The sequence below is a fragment of the Pseudescherichia sp. genome (assembly GCF_031987975.1).
In the GTDB taxonomy this organism is placed as follows: Bacteria; Pseudomonadota; Gammaproteobacteria; order Enterobacterales; family Enterobacteriaceae; genus Pseudescherichia.
On the sequence record NZ_DALZYX010000002.1, the window covers coordinates 75,279 to 86,599 of the forward strand.

At 57.3% G+C, this 11,321-nt stretch carries 11 protein-coding genes and 2 tRNA genes (1 of these 13 only partly in view); 11 read left to right on the forward strand and 2 right to left on the reverse strand.

Features of this window, described 5'->3' with window-relative positions; genetic code table 11:
- Both RTN40_RS03705 and RTN40_RS03710 read left to right on the forward strand, forming a co-directional pair.
- Positions 1-55: transfer RNA gene (locus RTN40_RS03705), tRNA-Gln, on the forward strand; it begins 120 nt to the left of the window's first position.
- 37 nt (positions 56-92) lie between these two features.
- Positions 93-167 (forward strand) — tRNA-Gln (locus RTN40_RS03710).
- An 86-nt stretch (positions 168-253) separates the two neighbouring features.
- Here the strand turns inward: RTN40_RS03710 and ubiF are convergent.
- On the reverse strand, positions 254-1,429 hold the full coding sequence (ubiF, locus tag RTN40_RS03715) for a 3-demethoxyubiquinol 3-hydroxylase (RefSeq protein WP_312227273.1): 1,176 nt from the start codon (positions 1,427-1,429) through the stop codon (positions 254-256).
- 140 nt (positions 1,430-1,569) lie between these two features.
- Between ubiF and miaB the strand changes: the two genes are divergently transcribed.
- The 9 genes from miaB (at position 1,570) to RTN40_RS03760 (ending at position 10,724) form a co-directional block, all read left to right on the forward strand.
- On the forward strand, positions 1,570-2,994 hold the full coding sequence (miaB, locus tag RTN40_RS03720) for a tRNA (N6-isopentenyl adenosine(37)-C2)-methylthiotransferase MiaB (protein ID WP_312227274.1): 1,425 nt from the start codon (positions 1,570-1,572) through the stop codon (positions 2,992-2,994).
- Between the two features lie 95 nt (positions 2,995-3,089).
- The gene (locus tag RTN40_RS03725) at positions 3,090-4,142 is read left to right on the forward strand and encodes a PhoH family protein (protein WP_312227275.1); all 1,053 of its coding nucleotides are present in this window, start codon (positions 3,090-3,092) and stop codon (positions 4,140-4,142) included.
- A complete protein-coding gene (gene ybeY, locus RTN40_RS03730; protein ID WP_312227276.1) occupies positions 4,139-4,606 on the forward strand; it encodes an rRNA maturation RNase YbeY in 468 nt (155 codons plus the stop codon). Before RTN40_RS03725 ends, ybeY begins: the two co-directional genes overlap by 4 nt.
- An 80-nt stretch (positions 4,607-4,686) precedes the next feature.
- Positions 4,687-5,568 (forward strand): CNNM family magnesium/cobalt transport protein CorC, encoded by an 882-nt coding sequence (corC, locus tag RTN40_RS03735; RefSeq protein ID WP_312227277.1) that lies wholly within the window; start codon positions 4,687-4,689, stop codon positions 5,566-5,568.
- Positions 5,569-5,590: 22 nt separating this feature from the next.
- The gene (gene lnt, locus RTN40_RS03740) at positions 5,591-7,132 is read left to right on the forward strand and encodes an apolipoprotein N-acyltransferase (RefSeq protein WP_312227278.1); all 1,542 of its coding nucleotides are present in this window, start codon (positions 5,591-5,593) and stop codon (positions 7,130-7,132) included.
- 371 nt (positions 7,133-7,503) lie between these two features.
- Entirely contained in the window at positions 7,504-8,409 is a 906-nt protein-coding gene (locus tag RTN40_RS03745) for an amino acid ABC transporter substrate-binding protein (protein WP_312227279.1), read from the forward strand.
- Between the two features lie 172 nt (positions 8,410-8,581).
- Entirely contained in the window at positions 8,582-9,322 is a 741-nt protein-coding gene (gene gltJ, locus RTN40_RS03750; protein WP_312227280.1) for a glutamate/aspartate ABC transporter permease GltJ, read from the forward strand.
- A gap of 2 nt (positions 9,323-9,324) precedes the next feature.
- Positions 9,325-9,999, forward strand: coding sequence for a glutamate/aspartate ABC transporter permease GltK (gene gltK / locus RTN40_RS03755; RefSeq protein ID WP_312227281.1), 675 nt, complete (start codon positions 9,325-9,327; stop codon positions 9,997-9,999).
- Positions 9,999-10,724, forward strand: a complete 726-nt coding sequence (locus tag RTN40_RS03760; RefSeq protein WP_312227282.1) for an amino acid ABC transporter ATP-binding protein — start codon at positions 9,999-10,001, stop codon at positions 10,722-10,724. The genes gltK and RTN40_RS03760 overlap by 1 nt, the downstream gene beginning before the upstream one ends.
- Before the next feature lie 51 nt (positions 10,725-10,775).
- Here the strand turns inward: RTN40_RS03760 and RTN40_RS03765 are convergent, their stop codons facing one another.
- Positions 10,776-11,258 (reverse strand): zinc ribbon-containing protein, encoded by a 483-nt coding sequence (locus RTN40_RS03765; protein WP_103819865.1) that lies wholly within the window; start codon positions 11,256-11,258, stop codon positions 10,776-10,778.
- Between the last annotated feature and the right edge of the window lie 63 nt (positions 11,259-11,321).

Here is an 11,321-nt window from a genome sequence, read left to right on the forward strand (position 1 = left end):
AGGCACTGGATTCTGATTCCAGCATTCCGAGGTTCGAATCCTCGTACCCCAGCCAATTTCAAAAGACGTTTGCGTAAGTGAACGCACCCTGTTGGGGTATCGCCAAGCGGTAAGGCACTGGATTCTGATTCCAGCATTCCGAGGTTCGAATCCTCGTACCCCAGCCACATAAAACAAAAAAGCTCGCTTCGGCGGGCTTTTTTGTTTTTGTGCTTTTACCAGATTGCTGTGCCGGGTTGCCCCGGCATCATCGTTACAGGCCTAGCGCATACTTCAGCGCCTGGGTTTTCAGCATCCCGGCGCGCTGGGCGGCCATCAGCCCCATGTTGCGCAGCACGCGTAGCGGACCGAGGTTATTGCTGAATCCGGCATAGAAGAGATCCATGCCGCTCTGCATAATGTAGTTATCCGCCATCCGCCGCGTCTGGTAGCGCTTAAGCACGCGCTGGCTGGCCCACTCCTCGCCCTGGCTGCGCGCAGTCGTCAACACCTCCAGCAGCGCATCTACGTCGCGATAGCCAAGGTTAACCCCCTGCCCCGCCAGCGGGTGGATCGTGTGGGCAGCGTCACCCACCAGCGCCAGCCCCGGCTGCACATACTGCAAAGCGTGGCGGCGGGTCAGTGGGAAGGCACCGGCAGCAATCGGCGTTACCTTGCCCAGCCGCGCCGGGAAGAACTTCTCGATTTCACGTTGCAGCTGCGGCATCGTCAGGGTGCGCAGCTGGCGAATGCGCGCCGGGGTGTCGTACCACACCAGCGACGCCCAGCGATCGAACAGCGGCAGGAAGGCGTGCGGTCCGTGCGGGGTGAACTGCTGCCAGGTGCTGTCGCCCGGATCCTTTTCACACTCCACGGTGATGAGCATACAGGACTGCTGGTACTGCCAGGCGTGAATGCCAATCCCCGCCCACTGCCGCACCTGCGAGTTTGCACCGTCTGCGCCAATCACCAGCTTTGCCAGCAGCGTCTCGTCATTGTCAAATACCAGCTCATGCTGATGACCGTGATTGTGCATTGCCTTGAGCATCGCCGGGGCGCGTAGCGTCACCTGCGGATGGGTCGCAAGCGCATCCCACAGCGCGCGTTGCAGCACGTTATTCTCAACCATATAGCCCAGCTGAGGCAGCTTAAGATCGCTGGCGTCAAAGACCACGTGGGCGTTCTCCCACTCCCAGGTCTCCAGCCGACGCCACGGGTGGCAGCGCATCGCCAGCACGCTGTCCCAGACGCCCAGCCCGCGCAGCAGTGCCACAGATGCGGTGCTTATCGCAGAAATGCGTACGTCTGGCGCTATACTGGCGTCAAACTCTGGGGGGGCGGCCTGCTCGATGACCGTTACCGCAAAACCATGCTGCGCCAGGCCAAGCGCCAGCGCGCCGCCGACCATACCGCCGCCAACGACGGCGACCTCAGTTGGTTGATTTACCATGGTCAATTGTCCTTATTGATAATTCCCTTAAGTTTACAGGATTTTCGATTTTATGGGGTCGGGAGATGAACTATGGTCAGCGCCCGACCAAAGCATTACAATACGCGGCCTGAAATCCTCGCGTTTAATAGAGCAAGTCGATGACCAAAAAACTCCATATTAAAACCTGGGGCTGTCAGATGAACGAGTACGATTCATCCAAGATGGCCGACCTGCTGGATGCCACCCATGGCTATCAGCTGACCGACGTGGCGGAAGAGGCAGACTTGCTGCTGCTCAATACCTGCTCTATCCGCGAGAAGGCTCAGGAGAAGGTGTTCCATCTGCTTGGGCGCTGGAAGCTCTTAAAAGAGAAGAATCCGGATCTCATCATTGGCGTCGGCGGCTGCGTCGCCTCTCAGGAGGGCGATCTTATTCGTCAGCGCGCCCGCTGCGTCGATATTGTTTTTGGGCCGCAGACTCTGCACCGCCTGCCGGAGATGATCAACTCCGTGCGCGGCAACCGCAGCCCGATCGTTGACATCAGCTTCCCGGAGATCGAAAAGTTTGACCGCCTACCGGAGCCGCGTGCCGACGGCCCGACCGCCTTCGTCTCTATCATGGAAGGCTGCAATAAATACTGTACCTACTGCGTGGTGCCCTACACCCGTGGTGAAGAGGTCAGCCGTCCCTGTGACGATATTCTGTTTGAGATCGCCCAGCTGGCGGCGCAGGGCGTGCGCGAAGTTAACCTGCTCGGCCAGAACGTGAATGCCTGGCGCGGAGAGAACTACGACGGCACGACCGGATCGTTTGCTGAACTGCTGCGCCTGGTGGCCGCCATCGACGGTATCGATCGCATCCGCTTTACCACCAGCCACCCGATTGAGTTCACCGACGATATCATCGAGGTCTACCGCGATACGCCGGAGCTGGTGAGCTTCCTGCACCTGCCGGTACAGAGCGGCGCGGATCGCGTTCTGAACCTGATGGGCCGGACCCATACCGCGCTGGAGTACAAAGCGATTATCCGTAAGCTGCGTGCGGCGCGTCCGGATATCCAGATCAGCTCCGACTTTATCGTCGGCTTCCCGGGTGAAACTACCCAGGACTTCGAGCAGACCATGAAGCTGATCGCCGAGGTCAACTTCGATGTGAGCTATAGCTTTATCTTCTCTGCCCGTCCAGGCACACCGGCCGCTGATATGGTCGATGACGTGCCGGAAGAGGATAAGAAGCAGCGCCTCTACATCCTGCAGGAGCGCATCAACCAGCAAGCGATGGCCTGGAGCCGCAGAATGATCGGCACCACCCAGCGTATTCTGGTGGAGGGCACCTCCCGTAAGAGCATTATGGAGCTGTCCGGTCGTACCGAGAACAACCGTGTGGTGAACTTCGAGGGCACCCCGGAGATGATCGGCAAGTTCGTGGACGTCGAAATCACCGATGTCTATACTAATTCATTGCGCGGTAAAGTCGTGCGCACCGAAGCGGAGATGGGCCTGCGCGTAACCGAAACGCCGGAATCGGTCATTGCCCGCACCCGTAAAGAGAACGAACTGGGCGTCGGTCTCTTCCAGCCCTGATCCCCCCGGCCTGCCCCTCCGGCAGGCCTTGTTTTTTCCGCTCATCGCCCCCATATCCCTATTCCATCCGGCCAGTCAGGTAAAAGAGGAATCGATTGAATACTGAAACCCGTGAAATCACCCTTGAACCAGCTGACAATGCCCGTCTGCTGAGTTTATGCGGCCCGTTTGACGACAACATCAAACAGCTTGAACGTCGATTGGGCATCGAAATTAACCGCCGCGATAACCACTTCAAACTCACCGGACGTACGATCAGCGTGAATGCCGCCGCAGATATCCTGCGCAGCCTCTATGTTGATACCGCCCCGATGCGCGGCCAAACTCAGGATATTGAACCCGAACAGATCCATCTGGCGATCAAAGAAGCCCGTGTGCTGGAGCAGAGCGCCGAGAGCGTGCCGGAGTATGGTAAAGCGGTCACTATCAAAACCAAGCGCGGAGTCATCAAACCGCGTACGCCAAACCAGGCGCAGTACATCGCCAATATTCTCGATCACGACATCACCTTCGGCATTGGGCCGGCCGGGACAGGGAAAACCTACCTCGCCGTCGCCGCCGCGGTCGATGCCCTGGAGCGCCAGGAGATCCGCCGTATTCTGCTGACCCGTCCGGCGGTGGAAGCCGGTGAGAAGCTCGGCTTTCTGCCTGGCGATCTGAGCCAGAAGGTTGACCCGTATCTGCGTCCCCTGTACGACGCGCTGTTTGAGATGCTGGGCTTTGAGAAGGTTGAGAAGCTGATGGAGCGTAACGTGATTGAAGTTGCGCCGCTGGCCTACATGCGCGGCCGCACGCTGAACGACGCCTTTATCATTCTCGATGAGAGCCAGAACACCACCATCGAACAGATGAAGATGTTCCTGACGCGTATTGGCTTTAACTCGAAAGCAGTGATCACCGGGGATATCACCCAGGTTGACCTGCCGCGCAGCACCAAGTCCGGCCTGCGCCACGCTATTGAAGTGCTGGCAGAGGTCGATGAGATTAGCTTTAACTTCTTCCACAGCGAGGACGTGGTACGCCACCCGGTGGTAGCCCGCATCGTGACCGCCTATGAGGCGTGGGAAGAGACAGAGCAGAAACGTAAAGCCGAGCTGGCCGCCGAGCGTAAGCGCGAAGCCCAGCAGCAGGAGCATGAGCAGAAATGAGTTCGGTAATCCTCGATTTACAGCTGGCGTGTGATGACGCGAGCGGCCTGCCAGATGAAGCACAGTTCCAGGGCTGGCTGAACGCGGTTATCCCGCAGTTTCAGGAGGAGTCCGAAGTGACTATCCGCCTCGTGGATGAGGCGGAGAGCCACGAGCTTAATCTGACCTATCGCGGCAAGGACAAGCCGACCAACGTACTCTCGTTCCCGTTTGAAGCGCCGCCGGGTATCGAGCTGCCGCTGCTTGGTGACCTGATTATCTGCCGCCAGGTGGTAGAGCAGGAGGCGAAAGAGCAGGAAAAGCCGCTGGAGGCGCACTGGGCGCATATGGTGGTGCATGGCAGTCTGCACCTGCTGGGCTACGATCATATTGAAGATGACGAGGCCGAAGAGATGGAGAGCCTGGAAACAGAGATAATGCTTGCTCTGGGCTATGAGGATCCGTACATTGCCGAGAAGGAGTAGCCTGGCTACTTCTGAGCCGTCTGGCGCTGAGTTTACGCGCCGGACAACACATTTATTAACATGAGAACCCATACGACGCCATGAGCGACGACAATTCACACAGTAGCGACCCTCTTAACAGCAGCAAAAAGGGATTCTTCTCCCTCTTACTGAGCCAGCTCTTTCACGGCGAACCAAAGAACCGTGACGAACTTCTGGCGCTTATCCGCGACTCCGGGCAAAACGAGCTGATCGATGAAGATACGCGCGACATGCTGGAAGGGGTAATGGATATTGCCGACCAGCGCGTTCGCGACATCATGATCCCTCGCTCGCAGATGATCACCCTGAAACGTAACCAGACGCTGGATGAGTGCCTCGATGTGATTATCGAGTCTGCCCACTCCCGCTTCCCGGTGATCAGCGAAGATAAAGACCACATCGAAGGGATTTTGATGGCCAAGGATCTGCTGCCCTTTATGCGCAGCGATGCCGAAGCCTTCAGCATGGAAAAAGTGCTCCGTCCGGCGGTGGTTGTCCCGGAGAGCAAACGGGTTGACCGGATGCTGAAAGAGTTCCGCTCACAGCGCTACCATATGGCGATCGTTATTGATGAGTTTGGCGGCGTCTCGGGCCTCGTGACCATCGAAGATATTCTTGAACTTATCGTCGGCGAAATTGAAGATGAGTACGACGAAGAGGAAGATATCGATTTCCGCCAGCTTAGCCGTCACACCTGGACGGTGCGCGCCCTGGCCTCCATTGAAGACTTCAATGAGTCCTTTGGGACCCACTTCAGCGATGAAGAGGTCGATACCATCGGCGGTCTGGTAATGCAGGCCTTTGGCCACCTGCCAGCACGGGGCGAAGCTATCGATATCGATGGTTACCAGTTTAAGGTCGCCATGGCCGATAGCCGTCGTATTATTCAGGTTCACGTAAAAATGCCAGAAGACGCAGCGCAGCCTAAACTGGACGAGTAATCCACCTGGACGAGTAATGTAAATGGTATTTGCCTCACTGCTTGAGCGTCAGCGCGTACGTCTGCTGCTGGCGCTGTTATTGGGAGCCAGCGGAACGCTGGCTTTTTCTCCTTATGACTTCTGGCCAGCCGCGCTTATCTCCCTTATCGGCCTGCAGGGGCTGACGCTTAACCGCCGTCCGCTTCAGGCGGCAGCCATCGGCTATGCATGGGGATTCGGTCTCTTTGGTACTGGCATCAACTGGGTCTACGTCAGTATCGCCCAGTTTGGCGGTATGCCAGGACCGGTAAACGTCTTCCTCGTGGTGCTGCTGGCAGCCTATCTGTCGCTCTATACCGGCCTGTTCGCCGGGATCCTCTCCCGTCTCTGGCCGCGTACCAGCGCTATCCGCGTGGCTATCGCCGCGCCGGTGGTCTGGCAGCTTACCGAGTTCCTGCGCGGCTGGGTGCTGACCGGCTTCCCGTGGTTGCAGTTTGGCTACAGCCAGATTGACGGCCCGCTGAAGGGGCTGGCGCCGGTGATGGGCGTTGAGGCGATCAACTTCCTGCTGATGGTGGTCAGCGGCCTGCTGGTGCTGGCGGCGGTTCATCGCAGCTGGCGTACCCTGGCGGTAGCGGTGGTGCTCTTTGCCCTCCCCTTCCCGCTGCGCTACATCCAGTGGTTTACCCCAGTGACGGAGCGCACTACCCAGGTCTCTCTGGTGCAGGGCAATATTCCCCAGTCCCTGAAGTGGGAAGAGGGGCAGCTGGAGAATACGCTGAATATCTATCTCGATGCTACCGAGCGGGAGATGGGCAAGTCGCAGCTGATTATCTGGCCGGAGTCAGCCATTCCGGATCTGGAGATCAACCAGCAGCGCTTCTTGAGCACGATGAACGATCTGCTGCGGGCGAGGGATACGACGCTGATCACCGGCATCGTTGACGCACGTCTGAACAAACAGAACCGCTACGACACCTATAACACCATCATTACCCTGGGCAAAGAGAGCGCGTACAGCTACAACTCCACGAATCGCTACAACAAAAACCATCTGGTGCCGTTTGGCGAGTTCGTGCCGCTGGAGTCTATTCTGCGCCCGCTAGCCCCGTTCTTCGATCTGCCGATGTCCTCGTTCAGTCGCGGTCCCTACGTGCAGCCCCAGCTGTCGGCCCATGGGTTTGAGCTTACCCCGGCCATCTGCTACGAGATCATCCTTGGCGAGCAGGTGCGGGATAACTTCCGGCCCAATACCGACTTCCTGCTGACCATCTCTAACGATGCGTGGTTCGGTAAGTCCATCGGTCCGTGGCAGCACTTCCAGATGGCGCGGATGCGCTCCCTGGAGCTGGCGCGTCCGCTACTGCGCAGCACCAATAACGGCATTACCGCCGTGATCGGTCCGCAGGGTGAGATTCAGGCCATGCTGCCGCAGTTCACCCGTCAGGTGCTCACAACCAACGTGACGCCGACCACCGGCCTGACGCCGTACGCCCGTACCGGCAGCTGGCCGCTGTGGATCCTTACCGCGCTGTTCGGCTTTGGCGCAGTAATTATGAGCCTGCGTCAGCGTCGCGTTAAATAATCTTTTCTCATTGCCCGGCGGCACTTCGCTTGCCGGGCCTACTCCTTCATAACCCCTTCTGCACATCCCAACCTGGCACAGCAATTGCTTAATAATATCAGGCAGCTGCGGATCTTTGCCGATGCGCCATAACGATGCACCAGCAGTGAACACCTGAAGCACTAAAAAGGTGCAGACGGCGTTTTCTGCCTCGAAATGGTGCGGTGCGCTTCGCAAAACGAAACAATAAAGCAGCAAAATGTTTACACCAAGCCACACTAAATGTTAACAAACACGCATAACACTGCATGCTTGTGCTGCAGGATATAACAACACAAACACACACACTGGGTATCAATGCGTCCCTGGCGCTGACGATGAAGGAGTTGGATATGCAATTACGTAAACTGACCGCGGCAATGCTGTTAGTGGGAATGAGCGCCGGTCTGGCACATGCCGAAGATGCACCGGCAGCCGGCAGCACGCTCGATAAAATTGCCAAAAACGGCGTGATCGTAGTCGGCCACCGTGAGTCTTCCGTCCCGTTCTCTTACTATGACAACCAGCAGAAAGTTGTCGGCTACTCACAGGACTACTCCAACGCGATCGTTGAAGCCGTTAAAAAACAGCTGAACAAACCCGATCTGCAGGTCAAACTGATCCCGATCACCTCACAGAACCGTATCCCGCTGCTGCAGAACGGCACCTTTGATTTCGAGTGTGGCTCCACCACCAACAACCTGGAGCGCCAGAAGCAGGCCGCTTTCTCTAACACTATCTTCGTCGTCGGCACCCGCCTGCTGGCGAAAAAAGGCGGCGACATTAAGGACTTCCCGGACCTGAAAGGCAAAGCGGTGGTGGTCACCTCCGGTACCACCTCTGAGGTGCTGCTGCACAAGCTGAACGACGAGCAGAAGATGGATATGCGCATCATCAGCGCGAAAGATCACGGTGACTCCTTCCGTACCCTGGAGAGCGGTCGTGCGGTGGCCTTTATGATGGATGACGCCCTGCTGGCTGGCGAACGTGCGAAAGCGAAGAAGCCGGACAACTGGGAGATCGTTGGCAAGCCGCAGTCTGAAGAAGCCTACGGCTGTATGCTGCGTAAAGACGATCCGCAGTTCAAAAAGCTGATGGATGACACCATCGCCCAGGCGCAGACCTCCGGCGAAGCGGCGAAGTGGTTTGATAAGTGGTTCAAGAACCCAATTCCGCCGAAAAACCTGAACATGAACTTCGAGCTTTCTGACGAGATGCAGGCTCTGTTCAAAACGCCGAACGATAAAGCACTTAACTAACTAGAAACACAGGGCGACTTTCGCCCTCTCGATTGACGGGAAGCACGGACAGACTAGACGCTGGAGGGTCGTTCCCCCATCTGGCGCGACGCTTACGCATAAAAAGGTGCGTAAAGCTTCTCACCAATCTTCGAGGGTAGCGCTGCTACCCTTTTTTTTCTGAGGTACATGTATGTCAATAGACTGGAACTGGGGTATTTTTCTGCAACAGGCCCCGTTCGGCAACACCACCTATTTAGGCTGGCTGTGGAGCGGTTTTCAGGTCACGGTCGCGCTGTCAATCACCGCCTGGATCATCGCATTTCTGGTCGGCTCGCTGTTTGGTATTCTCCGCACCGTGCCCAACCGTTTCCTGTCCGGGATCGGGACTATTTACGTTGAGCTGTTCCGTAACGTTCCGCTGATCGTGCAGTTCTTTACCTGGTATTTAGTTGTGCCAGAGCTGCTGCCGGAAGATCTCGGCATGTGGTTTAAAGCAGAGCTTGACCCCAATATTCAGTTCTTCCTCTCGTCGATGATCTGTCTGGGTCTGTTTACCGCAGCGCGCGTCTGTGAGCAGGTGCGAGCGGCCATTCAGTCGCTGCCACGCGGGCAAAAGAACGCGGGCCTGGCGATGGGGCTAACGCTGCCGCAGACCTACCGCTACGTGCTGCTGCCTAACGCCTATCGCGTGATTGTGCCGCCGATGACCTCTGAGATGATGAACCTGGTGAAAAACTCAGCCATCGCCTCAACCATCGGGCTGGTGGATATGGCCGCGCAGGCGGGCAAGCTGCTGGACTACTCCGCCCACGCCTGGGAATCCTTTACTGCGATCACCCTCGCCTACGTGCTGATTAACGCCTTCATTATGCTGGTAATGAATCTGGTGGAACGCAAAGTTCGCCTGCCAGGCAATATGGGGAGCAAATAACGATGTATGAATTTGACTGGAGTTCCATTCTCCCGGCGATGCCCTACCTGCTGGACGGGCTGGTCATCACGCTGAAAATTACCATTACTGCGGTGCTGGTCGGCATCATCTGGGGCACCATTCTGGCGGTGCTGCGCCTGTCGAGCTTTAAGCCGTTCGCCTGGTTTGCCACCGCCTACGTCAACGTGTTCCGCTCTATCCCGCTGGTAATGGTGCTGCTGTGGTTCTACCTGATTGTGCCGGGGCTGCTGCAAAACGTGCTCGGCCTGTCGCCGACCACCGATATCCGCCTGATCTCAGCGATGGTGGCTTTCTCGATGTTTGAAGCCGCCTACTACTCCGAGATTATCCGCGCCGGTATCCAGAGCATCTCGCGTGGGCAGTCGAGTGCGGCGCTGGCTCTCGGAATGACCCACTGGCAGTCGATGAAGCTTATCATCCTGCCGCAGGCCTTCCGGGCGATGGTGCCGCTGCTGCTCACCCAGGGGATCGTTCTGTTCCAGGATACCTCGCTGGTGTACGTGCTTAGCCTCGCTGACTTCTTCCGTACCGCCTCCACCATCGGTGAGCGTGATGGTACTCAGGTGGAGATGATCCTCTTTGCCGGCGTGGTCTATTTTGCAATTAGTCTCAGTGCTTCACTGTTGGTCAGCTATCTGAAGAAAAGGACAGTTTAATGATTTCCCTGAAAAACGTTTCAAAATGGTATGGTCACTTTCAGGTGCTGACCGACTGCTCCACGGAAGTAAAAAAAGGTGAAGTGGTGGTGGTCTGCGGGCCGTCCGGCTCCGGTAAGTCCACGCTGATTAAAACCGTCAACGGCCTCGAGCCGGTGCAGCAGGGTGACATTATCGTCAACGGCACCAAGGTGACCGATAAGAAAACCAACCTTGCCGAGCTACGTTCCCACGTCGGCATGGTGTTTCAGCACTTTGAGCTGTTTCCGCACCTGTCGATTATCGAAAACCTGACCCTGGCGCAGGTAAAGGTGCTGAAGCGCAACAAGGCGGCGGCGCGGGAGAAAGGTCTCAAGCTGCTGGAGCGAGTAGGTCTTACCGCCCACGCCGATAAGTTCCCGGCCCAGCTTTCGGGCGGACAGCAGCAGCGTGTGGCGATTGCCCGCGCTCTGTGTATGGATCCGGTGGCGATGCTGTTTGACGAACCGACCTCTGCACTCGATCCCGAGATGATCAATGAGGTGCTGGACGTGATGGTAGAGCTGGCGCAGGAGGGGATGACCATGATGGTAGTCACCCACGAGATGGGCTTTGCGCGCAAAGTAGCGACAAGGGTGATCTTTATGGACGAAGGCAAGATCGTCGAGGATTCCGCCAAAGAGGATTTCTTCGCCAATCCGAAATCCGAACGCGCGAAAGACTTCCTCGCGAAGATCCTGCACTAATTGGGGTAATTGCCGGGCGACACTGGGTTTGCCCGGCCTACCCACTCTCCATTATGGCTCAAATGGCCGACGCTGGAACTGGTCATGGCCGCACTTCGGGCAGAGCGGCAGCGCATCCGGGGTGTAGACCGCCAGGTGATAGTGGCACTTCTCACACACCAGGTTGCCTAGCCCCACCACTTCACCGCTATGGTAGACCCCGTGGTGGTTCAGATCCTGAAACACCTCGCGCCACTCCAGCTGGGTTTTATCGGTAATGTCCGCCAGCTCCTGCCACAGGCTCTCTTTAATCACCCGCATAAATACGCTGTCGGTGACCTCGCCCTGGCTCTCGTTGTAGCTGCGGGCAAACTCTTCGAGATCGCGACGCAGGGCGCGCGTCAGCTCTTCGACCTCCGTTGGCGTTAACTCGCCCGTCTGGGTCACACGCAGTCGCGCCTGCTCCACCAGCGCATCGATATCCCGATCGCCACTGCGCAAGCGCTCGGTCAGCGTCGCAACCTGTTCACGATAATATTGAGCAACCTTGTTCATCCTTTCGCCTCCGGGCTGGGTAACGTCTTCTAATAATAGACCTTATTTTCCCACCGCTTTGCT

Bases quoted from the DNA above. Each gene is read 5' to 3' on its own strand.
- ubiF (WP_312227273.1), bottom strand. From the start codon at position 1,429: ATGGTAAATCAACCAACTGAGGTCGCCGTCGTTGGCGGCGGTATGGTC.
- miaB (WP_312227274.1), top strand. From the start codon at position 1,570: ATGACCAAAAAACTCCATATTAAAACCTGGGGCTGTCAGATGAACGAG.
- ybeY (WP_312227276.1), top strand. From the start codon at position 4,139: ATGAGTTCGGTAATCCTCGATTTACAGCTGGCGTGTGATGACGCGAGC.
- corC (WP_312227277.1), top strand. From the start codon at position 4,687: ATGAGCGACGACAATTCACACAGTAGCGACCCTCTTAACAGCAGCAAA.
- lnt (WP_312227278.1), top strand. From the start codon at position 5,591: ATGGTATTTGCCTCACTGCTTGAGCGTCAGCGCGTACGTCTGCTGCTG.
- RTN40_RS03745 (WP_312227279.1), top strand. From the start codon at position 7,504: ATGCAATTACGTAAACTGACCGCGGCAATGCTGTTAGTGGGAATGAGC.
- gltJ (WP_312227280.1), top strand. From the start codon at position 8,582: ATGTCAATAGACTGGAACTGGGGTATTTTTCTGCAACAGGCCCCGTTC.
- gltK (WP_312227281.1), top strand. From the start codon at position 9,325: ATGTATGAATTTGACTGGAGTTCCATTCTCCCGGCGATGCCCTACCTG.
- RTN40_RS03760 (WP_312227282.1), top strand. From the start codon at position 9,999: ATGATTTCCCTGAAAAACGTTTCAAAATGGTATGGTCACTTTCAGGTG.
- RTN40_RS03765 (WP_103819865.1), bottom strand. From the start codon at position 11,258: ATGAACAAGGTTGCTCAATATTATCGTGAACAGGTTGCGACGCTGACC.